Source organism: Streptomyces sp. SS7 (genome assembly GCF_037993025.1).
Classification (GTDB): domain Bacteria; phylum Actinomycetota; class Actinomycetes; order Streptomycetales; family Streptomycetaceae; genus Streptomyces.
This window is the reverse complement of the sequence record NZ_CP141223.1, coordinates 1261830-1278974: the sequence shown is the minus strand read 5'-3', so window position 1 is coordinate 1278974 and position 17145 is coordinate 1261830. Positions and strand designations below refer to the sequence as shown.

General features: G+C 71.1%; 15 protein-coding genes. 3 read left to right on the top strand and 12 right to left on the bottom strand.

Features of this window, described 5'->3' with window-relative positions:
- Nucleotides 1-4: 4 nt before the first annotated feature.
- Genes U5640_RS05755 through tkt form a run of 8 tightly spaced genes read right to left on the bottom strand, consistent with a single transcriptional unit; the run spans nucleotide 5 to nucleotide 10320 of the window.
- Nucleotides 5-1447, bottom strand: a complete 1443-nt coding sequence (locus U5640_RS05755) for a membrane-associated oxidoreductase (RefSeq protein ID WP_340374708.1) — start codon at nucleotides 1445-1447, stop codon at nucleotides 5-7.
- Between the two features lie 41 nt (nucleotides 1448-1488).
- Nucleotides 1489-2082 (bottom strand): histidine phosphatase family protein, encoded by a 594-nt coding sequence (locus U5640_RS05750; protein WP_340374707.1) that lies wholly within the window; start codon nucleotides 2080-2082, stop codon nucleotides 1489-1491.
- A 6-nt stretch (nucleotides 2083-2088) separates the two neighbouring features.
- Nucleotides 2089-2970 (bottom strand): phosphogluconate dehydrogenase (NAD(+)-dependent, decarboxylating), encoded by an 882-nt coding sequence (gene gnd / locus U5640_RS05745; RefSeq protein WP_340374706.1) that lies wholly within the window; start codon nucleotides 2968-2970, stop codon nucleotides 2089-2091.
- 9 nt (nucleotides 2971-2979) lie between these two features.
- Nucleotides 2980-4620 (bottom strand): glucose-6-phosphate isomerase, encoded by a 1641-nt coding sequence (pgi, locus tag U5640_RS05740; protein WP_340374705.1) that lies wholly within the window; start codon nucleotides 4618-4620, stop codon nucleotides 2980-2982.
- On the bottom strand, nucleotides 4613-5548 hold the full coding sequence (gene opcA, locus U5640_RS05735) for a glucose-6-phosphate dehydrogenase assembly protein OpcA (RefSeq protein WP_340374704.1): 936 nt from the start codon (nucleotides 5546-5548) through the stop codon (nucleotides 4613-4615). Before opcA ends, pgi begins: the two co-directional genes overlap by 8 nt.
- Nucleotides 5545-7080 carry a glucose-6-phosphate dehydrogenase gene (zwf, locus tag U5640_RS05730; protein WP_340374703.1) on the bottom strand — a complete coding sequence of 512 codons (1536 nt, stop codon included), beginning with the start codon at nucleotides 7078-7080 and terminating at the stop codon, nucleotides 5545-5547. The genes opcA and zwf overlap by 4 nt, the downstream gene beginning before the upstream one ends.
- Nucleotides 7077-8225: a transaldolase gene (gene tal, locus U5640_RS05725; protein ID WP_340374702.1), complete on the bottom strand. Its 1149-nt coding sequence runs from the start codon at nucleotides 8223-8225 to the stop codon at nucleotides 7077-7079. The genes zwf and tal overlap by 4 nt, the downstream gene beginning before the upstream one ends.
- A gap of 19 nt (nucleotides 8226-8244) precedes the next feature.
- Complete coding sequence (tkt, locus tag U5640_RS05720; RefSeq protein WP_340374701.1) at nucleotides 8245-10320, bottom strand: transketolase; 2076 nt, start codon at nucleotides 10318-10320, stop codon at nucleotides 8245-8247.
- Between the two features lie 145 nt (nucleotides 10321-10465).
- Here tkt and U5640_RS05715 point away from each other — a divergent pair, with 145 nt between their 5' ends.
- The 3 genes from U5640_RS05715 (at nucleotide 10466) to U5640_RS05705 (ending at nucleotide 12696) form a co-directional block, all read left to right on the top strand.
- On the top strand, nucleotides 10466-11362 hold the full coding sequence (locus tag U5640_RS05715) for an AraC family transcriptional regulator (protein WP_340374700.1): 897 nt from the start codon (nucleotides 10466-10468) through the stop codon (nucleotides 11360-11362).
- A gap of 139 nt (nucleotides 11363-11501) precedes the next feature.
- Nucleotides 11502-12272 carry a 2-phosphosulfolactate phosphatase gene (locus tag U5640_RS05710; protein WP_340374699.1) on the top strand — a complete coding sequence of 257 codons (771 nt, stop codon included), beginning with the start codon at nucleotides 11502-11504 and terminating at the stop codon, nucleotides 12270-12272.
- 61 nt (nucleotides 12273-12333) lie between these two features.
- Nucleotides 12334-12696, top strand: a complete 363-nt coding sequence (locus U5640_RS05705; protein WP_340374698.1) for an SDR family NAD(P)-dependent oxidoreductase — start codon at nucleotides 12334-12336, stop codon at nucleotides 12694-12696.
- Between the two features lie 192 nt (nucleotides 12697-12888).
- Here U5640_RS05705 and U5640_RS05700 read toward each other — a convergent pair whose 3' ends face one another.
- The 4 genes from U5640_RS05700 to U5640_RS05685 form a co-directional block, all read right to left on the bottom strand.
- A complete protein-coding gene (locus U5640_RS05700; protein WP_340374697.1) occupies nucleotides 12889-14280 on the bottom strand; it encodes a glycoside hydrolase family 16 protein in 1392 nt (463 codons plus the stop codon).
- Nucleotides 14281-14454: 174 nt separating this feature from the next.
- Complete coding sequence (locus U5640_RS05695; protein ID WP_340374696.1) at nucleotides 14455-15705, bottom strand: Ig-like domain-containing protein; 1251 nt, start codon at nucleotides 15703-15705, stop codon at nucleotides 14455-14457.
- A 161-nt stretch (nucleotides 15706-15866) separates the two neighbouring features.
- Nucleotides 15867-16625, bottom strand: coding sequence for an IclR family transcriptional regulator (locus tag U5640_RS05690; protein WP_340374695.1), 759 nt, complete (start codon nucleotides 16623-16625; stop codon nucleotides 15867-15869).
- 28 nt (nucleotides 16626-16653) lie between these two features.
- Nucleotides 16654-17079, bottom strand: coding sequence for a MarR family transcriptional regulator (locus U5640_RS05685; RefSeq protein ID WP_340384954.1), 426 nt, complete (start codon nucleotides 17077-17079; stop codon nucleotides 16654-16656).
- Nucleotides 17080-17145: the final 66 nt, after the last annotated feature.

The following is a 17145-nucleotide window of genomic DNA, read 5'->3' as shown; positions in this document are numbered from 1 at the left end:
CGGCTCACTGGCGGCTGACGGTCCGGGTCACGCCCGCGACGACCGTCGTGGCCAGGATCCAGCCGGTGACCACGAGGACGTACGACAGCGTCCGGTACCAGCCGCTCGGCGCGAACACGCCCTCCTGCCCGAACGAGATCACCGGCAGCAGCAGGTCCAGGGTGTAGAAGACGGGGTCGAACTCGGGCGCCTCACCCGCCTTGAGCGGCGGCGGCGGGTGCCCGGCGTACGCGATCGAGCCGGCGGCGAGCAGCGACAGCAGCCAGACGGCGGCGCGCAGCGGACGGAAGCCGTAGCCGACGGCCCCGTCCTGGAGGTGGCCCCACAGCCGCCCGTGCCAGGGGAGCGTGGACCGGCGGCGGCGCTGCTTGGCGAGCTGCACGACCCGGGCGGCCTGGTCGTCGCCCGTCCTCCTGTATGCGGCCGTCAGTTGTTCGTATGCGTGCGGGTCGAAGCCCTGGCCGTCCCGCTCCAGCATGGGCAGCCGCTCCTCGGCCGGCACGTGCGGGGTGAGGAACGTGTACGTGAGGTCGAGCAGGCGCACCTGGTCGGGGAGCATCTCCGGTTCCAGGCTGAGCTGGGTGATCTCGGCCCGCCGCAGATTCAGCAGGCCCTCCATCCGCGGACCTCGGCGCAGCCACAGCTCGCCGATCACGCAGCTGCTGGCCCGCAGGGCGGTGCCGCCGGGGTTGGACAGCCGGGCGTGCAGCAGATCCACCCGGCCGGGTATCCGGGCCCCGCGCAGATCGATCCGGCCCCGCGTGCTCAGCCGCCTGCCGAGCAGGTTGGCGCCCACCTCCAGCGCGTCGGCCTGCAGGACATGGGCGTCGGGGTTGGTGAGTTCGGCGTCCTGAAGGTCCAGCGACCCGGCGACGGCGGCCCCGTCGAGCCGGATCAGGCCCCGGGCGCGCAGACCGCGGGCGCACAGGTCGTCCTCGACGACGATCCGGTGCAGATGGAGGGCCGGCCGGTCCGTGTCCGCGTCGCCGGCCTCGGCCTCCTCCAGGAACAGCGCACCGGCGATCTGCGCCCCGTCCAGGCGCACCGGCCCGGCGAAACGGCAGCGGGTCAGCCGCAGACTGCCGTCGATCCGGGCCCGGGTCACCGACAGCGCGGGCATCTCCGAGTCGCGCATGCTGACGTAGCGCAGATGGGCGCCGATGAGGTCGGGCGCCTCGTCGAAGCGGCAGTGGGTGAGATGGACGACGCTGTCGACGGTCGCGTACCGCAGCTCCAACGCACCGGTGACACGGGCGCCCCGTACCTTGAGGGCCGCTGTCTCTCCCTGTTGCCGGGGGCCGTTGAGGAGCAGGGCCCGCAACACCGTGGCCCGTACGGTCCGTTCGGGTCCCCAGTCGTCGGATCCGTCGCGGAAGTCGACCTCCGCGCCGGTGGCGAAGGCCCGCCAGACACGCTGTTCGGCCGGTGTCAGATCGTCGATCTCCATCAGCCGCGACTCTGGCGGGCCCCTTGAACGGTGTCAACCGGTTACGGCCTGACGTTCCACTCCGCGATCACGGGCCACCCGTGCTCGGTGGACAGCCTGCTGTACGTTCCCGTCGCCAGCTGGAACAACCGGCCCTGTGCGGGCGGCAGTCCCAGCCGACGGGCCGTCAGGACCCGGAGGAAATGCCCGTGGGCGACGAGCACGGCGTCCCCACCGCAGTCGGCGAGCGCCGCGTCGACCCGGGACAGCACCCGGTCGGCACGCCGCCCGATGTCCTGCGGCGACTCGCCGGGGTGACCGTCGGTGCCGGGCGGCACCCCGTCGGTCCACAGGTCCCAGGTGGGCCGGTCGCGGTGGATCTCGACGGTGGTGATGCCCTCGTAGGCGCCGTAGTCCCACTCGTGCAGGTCGGGTGCGGCGACCGCCCCGCCGATGCCGGCGAGTTCGGCGGTGCGCGTCGCGCGGCCGAGCGGGCTGGTCAGGGCGAGGCAGAAGGTCCGGCGGGAGAAGAACGGGGCGAGTGACTTCGCCTGGAGCTCACCGGTCTCGGTGAGCGGCAGGTCGGTCCAGCTGGTGTGCTGCCCCGACCTGCTCCACTCCGTCTCGCCGTGGCGGACCAGCAGCAGATCCCCCACGGCCGGCTACTCCTTCGCCGACTCGACGGCGTGGCCGCCGAACTGGTTGCGCAGCGCCGCGATCATCTTCATCTGCGGGGAGTCGTCCTGGCGGGACGTGAACCGCGCGAAGAGGGAGGCGGTGATGGCGGGCAGCGGCACCGCGTGGTCGACGGCGGCCTCGACGGTCCACCGGCCCTCGCCGGAGTCCTGGGCCCAGCCGCGCAGCTTGTCGAGGTGCTCGTCCTCGTCGAGGGCGTTGACCGCGAGGTCGAGCAGCCAGGACCGGATGACGGTGCCCTCCTGCCAGGAGCGGAAGACCTCCCGCACGTCCGTGACGGAGTCCACCTTCTCCAGCAGCTCCCAGCCCTCGGCGTACGCCTGCATCATGGCGTACTCGATGCCGTTGTGGACCATCTTCGAGAAGTGCCCGGCGCCGACCTTGCCCGCGTGGACGTAGCCGTACGGGCCCTCGGGCTTGAGCGCGTCGAAGATCGGGTGGAGCCGGTCGACGTGCTCCTTGTCGCCGCCGACCATGAGGGCGTAGCCGTTCTGCAGCCCCCAGACCCCGCCGGAGACCCCGGCGTCGACGAACCCGATGCCCTTGGCGCCGAGTTCGCTCGCGTGCTTCTCGTCGTCCGTCCAGCGGGAGTTGCCGCCGTCCACGACGACGTCGCCCGCCTGGAGCAGGTCGCCCAGCTCGTCGACGACGGACTGGGTGGGGGCGCCGGCCGGGACCATCACCCAGACGGTGCGCGGCGCTTCGAGCTGCTCGACGAGTTCGGCGAGGTCCTTGACGTCGGAGAGTTCGGGGTTGCGGTCGTAACCGACGACGGTGTGGCCCGCGCGGCGGATCCGTTCGCGCATGTTGCCGCCCATCTTGCCGAGACCGATGAGACCGAGCTGCATGTCAGTTCACTACTTCCTGAGTTCGCGGTATGCGGCCACGAGGGCGGCGGTCGAGGGGTCGAGGCCGGGGACGTCGGTGCCGTCGGTGAGGGCGGGTTCGACGCGTTGGGCGAGGACCTTGCCGAGTTCGACGCCCCACTGGTCGAAGGAGTCGATGTTCCACACGGCGCCCTGGACGAACACCTTGTGCTCGTAGAGGGCGACGAGCTGGCCGAGGACGGACGGGGTCAGTTCGGTGGCGAGGACCGTGGTCGTGGGGTGGTTGCCGCGGAACGTCTTGTGGGCCACGAGTTCTTCCGGCACGCCCTCCGCCCGTACCTCCTCGGGTGTCCTGCCGAAGGCCAGTGCCTGGGTCTGGGCGAAGAAGTTCGCCATGAGCAGGTCGTGCTGGGCCCTGAGGGCGGGAGCGAGTTCGTCGACGGGGCGGGCGAAGCCGATGAAGTCCGCGGGGATCAGCCGGGTGCCCTGGTGGATCAGCTGGTAGTAGGCGTGCTGGCCGTTGGTGCCGGGGGTGCCCCAGACGACAGGGCCGGTCTGCCAGTGGACCGGCCGTCCGGCGCGGTCGACGGACTTGCCGTTGGACTCCATGTCGAGCTGCTGGAGGTAGGCGGCGAACTTCGACAGGTAGTGGCTGTAGGGCAGGACGGCGTGGGACTGGGCGTCGTGGAAGTTGCCGTACCAGATGCCCAGCAGGCCCAGCAGGAGCGGGGCGTTGGCCTCGGCGGGGGCGGTGCGGAAGTGCTCGTCGACGAGGCGGAAGCCGTCGAGCATCTCGCGGAAGCGGTCCGGGCCGATGGCGATCATCAGGGAGAGGCCGATGGCGGAGTCGTAGGAGTAGCGGCCGCCGACCCAGTCCCAGAACTCGAACATGTTGGCCGTGTCGATGCCGAAGTCCGCGACCTTCGCGGCGTTCGTCGACAGGGCGACGAAGTGCCGGGCGACCGCCTTCTCGTCGCCGCCGAGGCCGTCGAGGAGCCAGCCGCGGGCCGAGGTGGCGTTGGTGATCGTCTCGATCGTGGTGAACGTCTTGGACGCGATGACGAACAATGTCTCGGCCGGGTCCAGGTCACGGACGGCCTCGTGCAGGTCGGCGCCGTCGACGTTCGACACGAAACGGACCGTGAGGCCGCGGTCGGTGTAGGCCCGCAGCGCCTCGAACGCCATCGCCGGGCCCAGATCCGATCCGCCGATGCCGATGTTGACGACGTTGCGGATGCGCCGGCCGGTGTGGCCGGTCCACGCCCCGGAGCGGACCCGGTCGGCGAAGTCGCCCATCCTCGCGAGCACGGCGTGCACCTGGGGCACGACGTTCTCCCCGTCGACCTCGATCACCGCGTCGGCCGGGGCGCGCAGCGCGGTGTGCAGGACCGCACGGTCCTCGGTCGTGTTGATCCTCTCGCCGCGGAACATGGCGTCCCGCAGCCCGAACACGTCCGCCGCCACGGCCAGTTCGGTCAACAGGGCCAGCGTCTCGTCGGTGATCAGGTTCTTCGAGTAGTCGATGCGCAGGTCGCCGACGCGCACCACGTACCGCTCCGCGCGCCCGGGGTCCGTGGCGAACAGCTCACGCAGTCCCGGGGTTCCCTGCGCGCGGTGGGCCGCCAGGGCGGCCCACTCGGGCCGCTCCGACAGCTGGGGTGAGTCAGACATGAGAGGCGTTCTCCTTGGTGCCCTCGCCCCTGAGGGCGATGGCGTACATCTCGTCCGCGTCGAGGCGCCTGAGCTCCTCGGCGATCAGTTCGGAGGTGGTGCGGACCTTCAGCGCGAGGGTGCGCGAGGGCTGGCCCGGCAGGGTGAGCGTGGCGAGGGGGCCCTCGGGGCGGTCGATGACGATCTCGCCGCCCTCGGTGCCCAGCCGTACGGCCGTGACGACCGGTCCGGCGGTGACGACCCGGTCGATCCGGACCGCCAGCCGGGCCTCCAGCCAGCGGGCGAGCAGCTCGGCGGCCGGGTTGTCCGCCTCGGCCTCCACCGCCCCGGACACGATCGGGACCCGCGCCTGGTCCAGGGCCGCCGCCAGCATCGAACGCCAGGGCGTCAGCCGGGTCCACGCGAGGTCGGTGTCACCGGGCGCGTAGGAACGCTTGCGGGTCTCCATCGTCTGCAGAGGGTTCTCGACTGCATACAGGTCGGTGATCCGGCGCTGCGCGAGCGCGCCCAGCGGGTCCTTCGCGGGGTATTCGGGTGCGTCCACCGGCCACCACACGACGACCGGCGCGTCCGGCAGCAGCAGCGGCAGGACCACCGAGTCGGCGTGGTCGGACACCTCGCCGTAGGTCCTGAGGATCACGGTCTCGCCGGTGCCGGCCTCGGAACCGACGCGGACCTCCGCGTCCAGCCGCGACCGGGTGCGCTCCCGCGGGGTGCGGGCGTGCCGCTTGATGACGACCAGGGTGCGCGAGGGGTGCTCGTGCGAGGCCTCCTCGGCCGCCTTGATCGCGTCGTAGGCGTTCTCCTCGTCCGTGACGATCACCATCGTCAGGACCATGCCCACGGCGGGTGTGCCGATGGCGCGGCGACCCTGCACCAGCGCCTTGTTGATCTTGCTTGCCGTGGTGTCGGTCAGGTCGATCTTCATGGCCTGCGCCAGCTCCGTCCGTCTCGTGCGAGCATCTCGTCGGCTTCCTCGGGTCCCCAGCTGCCCGAGGGGTACTGCGCGGGCCTTCCGTCGGCCGCCCAGTGCTCCTCGATCGGGTCGAGGATCTTCCAGGACTCTTCCACTTCCTGGTGGCGAGGGAAAAGGTTGGCATCGCCGAGCAGTACGTCCAGGATGAGGCGCTCGTACGCCTCCGGACTGGACTCCGTGAAGGACTCGCCGTAGGCGAAGTCCATCGTCACGTCCCGGATCTCCATCGAGGTGCCCGGCACCTTCGAGCCGAAACGGACCGTGATGCCCTCGTCGGGCTGGACGCGGATGACGATCGCGTTCTTGCCGAGCTCCTCCGTCGCGCTGGAGTCGAAGGGGGAGTGGGGCGCCGACTGGAAGACGACCGCGATCTCGGTGACCCGGCGGCCGAGCCGCTTGCCGGTGCGCAGGTAGAACGGGACGCCCGCCCAGCGCCGGTTGTCGACGTTCAGCTTCACGGCGGCGTACGTGTCCGTCGTCGAGGCCGGGTCGATGCCCTCCTCCTCCAGGTATCCGCGCACCTTCTCGCCGCCCTGCCAGGCGCCCGCGTACTGCGCCCGCACGGTGTGGTTGCCGAGGTCCTCCGGGAGCTTCACCGCCCTGAGCACCTTGAGCTTCTCGGTGAGCAGCGAGGACGCGTCGAAGGAGGCGGGCTCCTCCATGGCCGTGAGCGCCATCAGCTGGAGCAGGTGGTTCTGGATGACGTCACGGGCGGAGCCGATGCCGTCGTAGTAGCCGGCGCGGCCGCCGATCCCGATGTCCTCGGCCATGGTGATCTGCACATGGTCGACGAACGACCGATTCCAGATCGGTTCGAACATGGTGTTGGCGAACCGCAGCGCCAGGATGTTCTGGACGGTCTCCTTGCCCAGGTAGTGGTCGATGCGGAACACCTGGTCCGGCTCGAACACGTCGTGCACGACCGCGTTCAGCTCCCGGGCGCTGGCCAGATTGTGGCCGAACGGCTTTTCGATGACCGCGCGCCGCCAGGACCCCTGCGGAGCCTTCGCCAGGCCGTGCTTCTTCAGCTGCTCGACGACCTTGGGGAAGAACTTCGGCGGCACCGAGAGGTAGAAGGCGAAGTTGCCGCCCGTGCCGCGCGAGGCGTCCAGCTCCTCGACGGCCGTCTTGAGCTGCTTGAACGCCGTGTCGTCGTCGAAGTCGCCCGGCACGAACCGCATGCCCTCCGCGAGCTGCTGCCAGACCTCCTCGCGGAACGGGGTCCGCGCGTGCTCACGCACCGCGTCGTGCACGACCTGCGCGAAGTCCTGGTCCGCCCAGTCCCGGCGGGCGAACCCGACGAGCGAGAAGCCCGGCGGCAGCAGCCCGCGGTTGGCGAGGTCGTACACGGCCGGCATCAGTTTCTTGCGGGACAGGTCGCCCGTCACCCCGAAGATCACCAGGCCCGACGGGCCCGCGATACGGGGCAGGCGCCGGTCACGGGGGTCCCGCAGGGGGTTGTCCCAGACAGGGATGGTGCTCATTCCGCGTCAGCTCCCTTGCTCTCAAGCGACTTCGTGACCGTGTTCAGCAAGTCCTCCCATGCCGCCTCGAACTTGGCGACACCCTCCTCCTCCAGACGGGTGACGACCTCGTCGTACGAGATGCCGAGTGCCGCTACGGCGGCCAGGTCGGCGCGGGCCCGGTCGTAGCCGCCGGTCACCGTGTCGCCGGTGACGGAGCCATGGTCGGCGACGGCAGCCAGGGTGGCCTCCGGCATGGTGTTGACGGTGCCCGGTGCGACCAGGTCGTCCACATACAGCGTGTCCTTGTATGCAGGATCCTTCACACCGGTGGACGCCCACAGTGGCCGTTGCCGGTTCGCCCCCGCCCCGGCCAGCGCGGCCCAGCGCTCACCGGCGAAGACGCCCTCGTACGCCTCGTAGGCCAGCCGTGCGTTCGCCAGCGCCGCCCGCCCCTTCAGCGCGAGCGCCCCGTCCGTGCCGACGGCCGTCAGCTGCTTGTCGATCTCGGCGTCCACACGGGAGACGAAGAAGGAGGCCACGGAGTGGACCGTGGAGAGGTCCACCCCGTTGGAAAGCGCTTGCTCAAGGCCCGCCAGGTAGGCGGCCATGACCTCGCGGTAGCGCTCCAGCGAGAAGATCAGCGTGACGTTGACGCTGATACCGGCGCCGATGACCTCGGTGATCGCCGGAAGGCCGGCCTTCGTCGCCGGGATCTTGATCATCACGTTGGGGCGGTCGACGAGCCGGGCGAGCTGCTGGGCCTCGGCGACGGTGGCCGCGGTGTCGTGGGCGAGGCGGGGGTCGACCTCGATCGACACGCGACCGTCGACACCATGCGATGTTCTGTATACAGAATGCAGGATGTCGGCTGCGGCCCGCACATCGGCCGTCGTCATCAGCCGCACGGCCTCGTCGACCGTCACACCCCGCACTGCCAGCTCGGCGAGCTGCTCCTCGTAGCCCTCGCCGGAGCCGATGGCGGCCTGGAAGATGGCCGGGTTGGTGGTGACGCCGACGACGTGCCGAGTGGCGACGAGGTCGGCGAGGTTGCCGGACCGGATCCGCTTGCGCGACAGGTCGTCCAGCCAGATGGAGACGCCCGCTTCGGACAGGCGCTTCAGGGCTTCCGCGGTGGGCGCGGTCGCTTCGGTCACTGTGATCATCTTCTTTCCGGCGTTCGGATCAACCACGCGCGGCAGCAAGGGATTCCCGGGCTGCGGCGGCGACGTTCTCGGGGGTGAAGCCGTACTCCGTGAACAGGGTGTCGACGTCGGCGGAGGCGCCGAAGTGCTCCAGGGAGACGACACGGCCGGCATCCCCGACGTACCGGTGCCAGGTCAGACCGATCCCGGCCTCGACCGCGACCCGGGCCTTCACCGCCGGCGGCAGCACGCTCTCGCGGTACTCCCGCGGCTGTTCCTCGAACCACTCCACGGACGGCACCGACACCACCCGCGTCCCGATCCCCTCGGCCTCCAGCCGCTCCCGCGCGGCGACGGCGAGCCGCACCTCCGAGCCGGTGGCGACGAGGACGACGTCAGGGGTCCCCGTCGACGACTCGTGCAGAACGTAACCGCCCCTGGCCGCATCAGGGTTGAGGGGGTACGTCGGCACCCCCTGACGGGTCAGCGCCAGTCCGTGCGGGGCGGGGCGGGTGGCGTGTCGCCGGAGGATCTCGGCCCAGGCGACGGCGGTCTCGTTGGCGTCGGCCGGACGGACCACGTTCAGCCCGGGGATGGCGCGCAGCGAGGCCAGGTGCTCGACCGGCTGGTGCGTCGGGCCGTCCTCGCCGAGGCCGATGGAGTCGTGCGTCCACACGTAGGTCACCGGCAGCTGCATCAGCGCGGACATCCGCACGGCGTTGCGCATGTAGTCGGAGAACACCAGGAACGTGCCGCCGTAGACACGGGTGTTGCCGTGCAGCGCGATGCCGTTCATCTCCGCGGCCATCGAGAACTCACGGATGCCGAAGTGGACCGTGCGGCCGTACGGATCGGCCCCTGGCAGCGGATTGCCCTCGGGGAGAAAGGAGGAACTGGCGTCGATCGTGGTGTTGTTGGAGCCCGCCAGGTCGGCGGAACCGCCCCAGAGCTCGGGCAGCACCGCGCCGAGGGACTGGAGCACCTTTCCGGATGCGGCACGGGTGGCGACGGACGTGCCGGGCTCGAACACCGGCAGCGCGTCCTCCCACCCTTCGGGGAGCTGTCCCGCCACCACCCGGTCGAACAGGGCGGCCCGTTCCGGGGAGTCGGCGCGCCACTCGGCGAGCCGCTTGTTCCAGGCGGCGTGGGCCTCGGCGCCCCGGTCGAGCGCGCCACGGGTGTGGGCGAGGACGTCGTCGTCGACCTGGAAGGACCGTTCGGGGTCGAAACCGAGGACGCGCTTGGTCGCGGCGACTTCCTCCGCGCCGAGCGCCGAACCGTGGGATGCCTCGGTGTTCCGGGCGTGCGGGGCGGGCCAGGCGATGATCGTGCGCAGGGCGACGATCGAGGGGCGGGTGGTCTCGGCCTGCGCCGCCTTCAGGGCCGTGTACAGGGTGTGTACGTCGATGTCACCGTTGTCCGCGGGCTCGACGCGCTGCACGTGCCAGCCGTAGGCCTCGTACCGCTTCAGCACGTCCTCCGAGAACGCGGTCGCGGTGTCGCCCTCGATGGAGATGTGGTTGTCGTCGTAGAGGAGGACGAGGTGGCCGAGCCGCTGGTGCCCGGCGAGGGAGGAGGCCTCCGCGGAGACACCCTCCTCCAGGTCGCCGTCGGAGACGATCGCCCAGACGGTGTGGTCGAACGGGGACTCGCCCGCGGGCGCCTCGGGGTCGAACAGGCCGCGCTCGTAGCGGGCGGCCATCGCCATGCCGACGGCGTTGGCGACCCCTTGGCCGAGCGGGCCCGTGGTCGTCTCGACGCCCGCCGTGTGCCCGTACTCGGGATGCCCCGGCGTCTTCAACCCCTTGGTCCGGAAGCGCTTCAGGTCCTCCAGGTCCAGCTCGTAGCCGGAGAGGAACAGTTGCGTGTAGAGCGTCAGCGAGGTGTGGCCGGGGGAGAGGACGAAGCGGTCACGGCCCGTCCACTCCGGGTCCGCCGGATCGTGACGCATCACCTTCTGAAAGATCGTGTACGCGGCGGGAGCCAGGCTCATCGCGGTGCCGGGGTGGCCGTTGCCCACCCGCTGTACGGCATCCGCCGCCAGAAGGCGGGCGGTGTCGACGGCACGCCGGTCGAGGTCGGTCCACTCGAGACGGTTCGGAGGATGCGTGCTCATCTTCAAGAAGTCCTCGTTGGGAGGGGGAAGGGGGGCTGCCGCGTTCAAACTTAAAAGTCTGACTTTTACGGGGGAAGGTCTTCTTGTGTCAGCCTGTGGTGAAAGTGGGACACCGGCAGTAGCGGCAGGACGGCACGAGAAGGACATGGCGGACAGACGACCCCAAGACGGAACTGCCGACGACGGCATCAGAACCCTCCCCTTCCCGGTCGAGCTGAGCCTCGGCGGCGTCGGCATGCAGGTCGGCCCCATGGGCGCGGGCCGCACCTGGCATGCAGGCGACGCCCCGCTGGACCGTGTCCACCGCATCGACTTCCACGTGGTGATGCTGTTCGACGACGGCCCCGTGCACCACATGATCGACTTCGCGGAGTACGAGGCGACCGCCGGCGAGCTGCTGTGGATCCGGCCGGGCCAGGTCCACCGCTTCTCCCGGTCGAGCGAGTACCGCGGCACCGTCCTGACCATGCAGCCCGGTTTCCTCCCCCGGGCCACCGTCGAGGCCACCGGCCTCTACCGCTACGACCTGCCGCCCCTGCTGCGCCCGGAGGGCCCCCGACTCGCCTCCCTGCGCGCCGCCCTCGGCCACCTCCGACGGGAGTACGAAGACAGCGTGTCGCTGCCTCCCGCCCTGCACACGGCCGTGCTCCGGCACTCCCTCACCGCGTTCCTGCTGCGCCTCGCCCACCTGGCGACCAGCTCCGCCGAGGCCGGACGGCGGAGCGAGTCGACCTTCACCCTCTTCCGGGACGCCGTGGAACGGGACTTCGCCAGCCAGCACAGCGTCAGCGCCTACGCCGACGCCCTCGGCTACTCCCGCCGCACCCTCGTCCGCGCGGTCCGGGCCGCCACCGGCGAGACGCCCAAGGGCTTCATCGACAAACGGGTCGTCCTGGAGGCGAAGCGGCTGCTGGCCCACACGGATCTGCCGATCGGGCGGGTCGGGGCGGCGGTGGGGTTCCCCGATCCGGCGAACTTCTCGAAGTTCTTCCACTTGCATACGGGGGTCACGCCCGTGGGGTTTCGGGCGGAGTTGCGGTGACGGGGGATGGTCGGTGGTCGACGGTCGGCAGTGAGCAGTCGGCGGTGGGCAGTGGGCAGCCGGCGGATGATCGTAGACAGTCTCCCGTCGCCCCGGCGGGGTTGATCCCGGCGACCGCATGCGGTGAGACTGCCCTCTCATGACTGACTGGTTCCTTCAGCAAGGGCACGGCGTCCGGTTCGAGTGGGGTTCCGTCGGTGCGCGGGTGCTGGCCGGGGACGTCGTGTGTCTCGTGGTGGTCGACGTCCTCTCCTTCACCACCTCGGTCACCGTCGTCGCGGAGCGCGGAACCCAGGTCTTCCCCTATGCCTGGCGGGACGCCACCGCACGTGCCTTCGCCGAAGCGCAGAAGGCCGAACTCGCGGTCGGCCGCAGGGCCATGACGGTGGAGGCGCCCTGGTCGCTCTCGCCCGCCGCTCTCCGTCGGGCTCCCTTCACGGCCCGGCTGGTGCTGCCGTCGCCGAACGGTTCGGCGATCGCCGCGGCGGCCGGCGGCACGACCGTGATCGCGGGTTGTCTGCGCAACGCCACGGCCGTGGGCCGGCGGCTGGCCGCGCAGGGGTACGGGACGGAGGACCGGCCGGTCGGTGTGGTCGCCGCCGGTGAGCGCTGGCCGGACGGCAGTCTGCGGCCCGCGTTGGAGGACCTGCTGGGGGCCGGTGCGATCATCGCCGAACTGCGGGCTCAGGGGGCCGGCCCCCTGTCGCCGGAGGCGTCCGCCGCGCGGGCCGCGTTCATGGGGACCGCGGACGTGGCGGACGCGGTGGCCGACTGTGCCTCGGGGCGGGAGCTGACCCGGGGCGGCTTCCCGGACGACGTGGCGATCGCGACCGAGGTGGACGTGTCCGTCGCCGTGCCCGTGCTCACGGACGGCGCCTTCAGCGTCGTGCCGGAGGCGGGGCGTCACTGATCCGGTGCCGTTCTCTGCAAGGCTCCTGCCTGGCACGGGCCGAGTGGTGAAGAGGTGTGCGGTGATCGTATGGGTGACCGGTGCGAACCGGGGCATCGGGCACGAGGTGTCATGGCGACTTCTCGGCCTGGGCTGGACGGTACGGGTCGTCACCGCCCGGTCCGAGCGGGCCGCGCAGGACGCCGCCGCTCGGCTCGGCAGCGGTGTGCACCCGTTGCGGCTGGACGTGACGAGTCCGGACGACAGTGCCGAGGCGGCCCGGTCGCTGCGGGAGCGGTTCGGCGGGCTCGACGTGCTGGTGAACAACGCGGCGATCACGTACGACACCTGGCAACGGGCCGTCGGCGCCGACCTGGACGTCGTACGGGAGGCCATGGAGATCAATGTGGAACGCCCGCCTACTCGGTCTCCAAGGCCGCGCTGAACGCGCTCCCCTGGTTGCTGGCGGGCGACGTGCGCGCCGACCCCACCGGCGGCTACTTCCGCGACGGACAGCCATGGTCTTGGTGGCGTTCCGTCATATCGCTCTGAGGGCTGGCCCTGTCCGCGTGTCGGCCGGCCGGTGCCGGGCCCGTTCGTGACCGGACGGCTGGCCCGGCACCGGCAGGGGGCTGGGTCAGTGACCGAACGTGAACCAGTTGACGTTGACGAAGTCCGCCGGCTGCCCGCTGGTGAAGGTGAGATACACGTCGTGCGTGCCGGTGACGGAGCCGATGTTCGCCGGAACCGTCTTCCAGGTCTGCCAGCCACCGGTGTTGGCCACCGCGAAGCTGCCGACCGGGGTGCTCGTGGGGCTGTCCAGGCGTACTTCGACCAGCCCGCTGACCCCTGAGGCCGCTCCGCTCGCGACCCGCGCCCGGAACTGGGTCGCCGCCGTGGAGCCGAAGGTGACGCCCTTGTACAGCGCCCAGTCGCCGTTGGCGAGGTAGCCGATGTCCTGGCCGCCGCCGGTGTCGGTGGTGGTTTCCGTCGAGACGCCGGACTGGCTGTCGTAGGACTCGGCCTGGATCGTGGCGTAGGCGTCGCGGCTGCCGGTCGGGGGCGGGGTGGTACCGCTCCCACCGCCCCCGGCCTGGAGCACCTGCACGTAGTCGACGACCATCGGGTGGCCCGACTCGGTGGCGCTGTCCAGGCCGCCGCCGAGGGCGTCGGGGAAGGCGCCGCCCATCGCCACGTTCAGGATGACGAAGAAGCCGTGGTTCGTGGCGTTGGCCCAGGTGGTCGCGTCGACCTGACTGGCCGTCACCGTGTGGTAGGTGACGCCGTCGACGGAGAAGCGGATCGCCTCGGGGGACACCGAGCGGTCCCATTCCATCGTGTAGGTGTGGAAGCCCGACTGGCAGGTGGTGCCGGGGCAGGGGGTGGAACTGCCGATGCCGGTGGTCTCGTTGCAGGGGCCGCCCGGGTTGGTGCCGCAGTGCATCGTCGCCCAGACCTTGTTGAGGCCCTGGACGTTCTCCATGATGTCCAGCTCGCCCACGCCGGGCCAGTTCTGGTAGTTGCCGCGGTAGGGGGCGCCCAGCATCCAGAAGGCCGGCCAGTAGCCCTCGGCCGCCGTGCCGGTGACGTTCGGCATCTGCAGCCGGGCCTCCACGCGGAGTTTGCCGCCGGTCGGGGGCTGGAAGTCGGTGCGGACCGTCTCGATCCGGCCCGACGTCCAGTTGCCCGCGGAGTCGCGCACCGGGGTGATGCGCAGGTTGCCGCTGCCGTCGAGGGAGACGTTGCCGGTGCTGCTGGTCATCGTCTCGACCTCGCCGGTGCCCCAGTTGGCGGGGCCGCCGGGATACGAGGTCCCGGTGCTGTACTGCCAGTTGGAGGTGTTGACGCCGGTGCCGGCGGCGCCGTTGAAGTCGTCGAGGAAGACCTGGCTCCAGCCCGAGGGGGGCGTGGGAGCGGAGGCGTTCGCGGGCAGGGTGACGGCGGTCGCCGCCGCGGTCGCCAGACCGAGGGTGCCGAGGACGGCGACGAGGGCGCGTCGCCGTCTGGACATGCCGGAGGAAGCACTCATGGGGGGACCTCTCGGGTACGGAGGGGTGAGGTGCGGGTGACACAGTGGGAGCGCCGCTTGAGAGCGCTCTCAAAGTGCGCCCAATGTGCTCTCCGTCCCGAGAGGCGTCAAGACTTAAAGCGAGGAAAGTCCTATCTCTGCGCGGAAGTTCAGGGAGTGAAGCACGCAAACGGGCTAAACCGCGCTGCCCGCCTTCCAGTCCGCCCACGACAGGTTCCAGCCGTTGAGGCCGTTGGACGCCTCGACGGTCCTGTCGCCCGAGTTCTTCACGATCACCACGTCGCCGAGCAGGGAGCTCTCGTAGAACCTGTAGCCCGCGGCCGAACTGTCGCTCGCGCCCTTGGTGTCGCGCAGGCCGACACAGCCGTGGCTGGTGTTCCGGCTGCCGAAGACGGAGGGGGCGGCCCAGTAGTTGCCGTGGACGAAGGTGCCGGAGGTGGTCAGGCGCTGGGCGTGCGGCACGTCGGAGATGTCGTACTCGTCGCCGAGACCGACCGTCGAGGACTCCATGCGGGTCTGCTGGAACCGTTCGCTGATCACCATGATCCCGGCCCAGGTGGTGTGCTCGGCGTCGCCGCCGGAGACGGGGTAGGTGGCGTAGGTCGCCCCGTCCCGCTTCACCACCATCTCCTTGGCGGACAGGTCGACGGTACTGATCTGCGCGCGGCCGATGTGGAAGGTGACGTCCTTCGACTGGATACCGTAGACACCATCCTGTCCTTCGACGTCCTTCAACCGCAGACCGAGTGTGATCGTGGTCCCGGACGCCCAGTACGTCTCCGGCCGGAAGTCCAGCCGGGTGTCGCTGAACCAGTGGCCCACGATCTCCACCGCCGGCTCGGCGGTCACCGTGATCGCCTTCTGCACGGCGGCCCGGTCCTTGACGGCCTTCGTGAAGTTGATCGACACGGGCATGCCGACGCCGGAGGTCGAGTTCGCCTCCGGGGTGAAATAGCCCACGAAGGTCTCGCCGGGCGACCTGGTCGTGAACGTCGTCGTCTCGGCGTCGGCGCCCTCGGCCTGCGCGGTGACCGTGTACTTCGTGCCCGAGTACGGGTTCCTCGACGACGTCCACCGGGTCTTCGCGTCGTTCAGGGTGCCGTCGAGCGCGGACCCGTCGTTGCCCGTCACCGTCACGGACGCCAGGGTGCCGTCGGTCACCGCCACCTCGACGGGGCTGCCGAACGCGGCCTTCCTGGTCCCGTCCGCGGGGGAGACGGTGATCACCGGTGTCCTCGCGGCCGTGGAGGCCTTCGCCGCGGCGGACGCCCGGGCACCGCCCGAGCCCGGCGAGGCGTCCGCCGACCCGGTGCTGCAGCCGGTCAGCCCGGCGGCCGGCGCGACCCCCAGGACGGCGAGGATCCCGCGTCGGGACCACCCCTTTGTCCGTCGCTCGGACCGGTTCGGTATGTGCGAGACGCCCACGGCAGGCCTTCCTGAGTTGTCCACCTTTGCACCGGCATCCTGCGCCCCGCACATGGGGCGCTCCTGTGAAAATCCGTGCCGCGGGCTGAGATTTCCGTGAGGAGACGGGACGGCGGCGCGTTCCCGTAGGGGGGCCGGGCGGGGAGACGGCCCGCCGGGGGTCAGTCCCGCGCCCCCTCCGGCTGCCACCCGAGCGCCCGGGAGATTCCGCGCGCCGCGAGCCGTACGGCAGGAACGAGGACCGGTACCTGGGCGTCGGCGTGGGGGACGACCACCGACACGGCGGCGACCACCGCGCCGCCCGGCCCGCGCACGGGGGCGGCCACCGACAGCGCGTCGTCGGTCACCTGACGGCTGCTCACCGCGACGCCGGTGCGCCGGACTTCGGCCAGCATCCGGCGCAACCGCGCCGGATCCGTGACGGTGTGCGCGGTGTAGGACGCCAAGGGCCGCGCACAGTAGGCCTCCTGGAGCGCCGTGCCGCCGTGGGCCAGGAGGGCGAGGCCGACCCCGGTGACGTGCAGCGGCCAGCGGGCGCCCACCCGGATGTGCACCCCGACGGCCGACCGCCCGGAGATCCACTCGGTGTAGACGACCTCGGATCCGTCCCGCACCGCCAGCTGCACGTTCTCGTGCGTGGCTTCGTACAGGTCCTCCAGATACGGCAGCGCCACCTGCCGCAGGGCCAGTCCGCGCGGTGCGAGCGCGGCGATCTCCCACAGCCGCAGCCCCACGTGGTAGAGGCCCGACGCGTCCCGCTCCAGCGCGCCCCATGCGGTCAGCGCGCCCACCAGCCGGTGGGCGGTGGTCAGGGTCAGCCCGGCGCGCCGGCCGATGTCGCTCAGGGACAGCGCCGGATGGGCGTGGTCGAACGCGGCGAGCACGGCCAGCAGCCGGTCGGGCGCGGAACGGGAGGTCATGGCGGCGCCGGAACGCGGGACCGTGGCATCAGTGCGGCCCGTCCTCGGTCACCCGCAGCAGCAGGGCGTGCAGCGTCTCGCGTTCGGCGGGGCCGAGCGGGCCGAGGAGTTCGTTGGTCACGCGCAGTCCGGCCTCGTCGGTGCCGCGCAGGAAGGCGCGGCCGTCCTCGGTGAGGACGACGATCCGGCTGCGCCGGTCGTCGGGGGCGGGCCGGCGTGCGGCGAAACCCAGCTTCTCCAGGTCGTCGACCAGGCCGACGATCGCGCTCGGGTCGTAGCCGAGCCGTGTGCTGAGCTCGCGCTGCAGCGCGCCCTCGGCGGTGGCCAGGAAGCGCAGCACGGCGTAGTGGCGCAGGCGCAGGCCCGACTCCTGGAGGAAGGAGTTGAAGAGCTGGCCGGAGCGCAGGCCGAGTCGGTAGAGCAGATAGCCGGTGTCCGCGTGCAGCTCCCGCATCCACGGCTCGTTCCCGTCGATCGGGGCGGTGGCGTTCACTGCGTTGTCCTGGCGGGCGATGGCGGG

What these genes read in the sequence shown, in the direction of transcription:
- U5640_RS05755 (WP_340374708.1), bottom strand. Translation starts at nt 1,447, where the DNA reads ATGGAGATCGACGATCTGACACCGGCCGAACAGCGTGTCTGGCGGGCC.
- gnd (WP_340374706.1), bottom strand. Translation starts at nt 2,970, where the DNA reads ATGCAGCTCGGTCTCATCGGTCTCGGCAAGATGGGCGGCAACATGCGC.
- pgi (WP_340374705.1), bottom strand. Translation starts at nt 4,620, where the DNA reads ATGTCTGACTCACCCCAGCTGTCGGAGCGGCCCGAGTGGGCCGCCCTG.
- opcA (WP_340374704.1), bottom strand. Translation starts at nt 5,548, where the DNA reads ATGAAGATCGACCTGACCGACACCACGGCAAGCAAGATCAACAAGGCG.
- zwf (WP_340374703.1), bottom strand. Translation starts at nt 7,080, where the DNA reads ATGAGCACCATCCCTGTCTGGGACAACCCCCTGCGGGACCCCCGTGAC.
- tal (WP_340374702.1), bottom strand. Translation starts at nt 8,225, where the DNA reads ATGATCACAGTGACCGAAGCGACCGCGCCCACCGCGGAAGCCCTGAAG.
- tkt (WP_340374701.1), bottom strand. Translation starts at nt 10,320, where the DNA reads ATGAGCACGCATCCTCCGAACCGTCTCGAGTGGACCGACCTCGACCGG.
- U5640_RS05715 (WP_340374700.1), top strand. Translation starts at nt 10,466, where the DNA reads ATGGCGGACAGACGACCCCAAGACGGAACTGCCGACGACGGCATCAGA.
- U5640_RS05710 (WP_340374699.1), top strand. Translation starts at nt 11,502, where the DNA reads ATGACTGACTGGTTCCTTCAGCAAGGGCACGGCGTCCGGTTCGAGTGG.
- U5640_RS05700 (WP_340374697.1), bottom strand. Translation starts at nt 14,280, where the DNA reads ATGAGTGCTTCCTCCGGCATGTCCAGACGGCGACGCGCCCTCGTCGCC.
- U5640_RS05690 (WP_340374695.1), bottom strand. Translation starts at nt 16,625, where the DNA reads ATGACCTCCCGTTCCGCGCCCGACCGGCTGCTGGCCGTGCTCGCCGCG.
- U5640_RS05685 (WP_340384954.1), bottom strand. Translation starts at nt 17,079, where the DNA reads ATGCGGGAGCTGCACGCGGACACCGGCTATCTGCTCTACCGACTCGGC.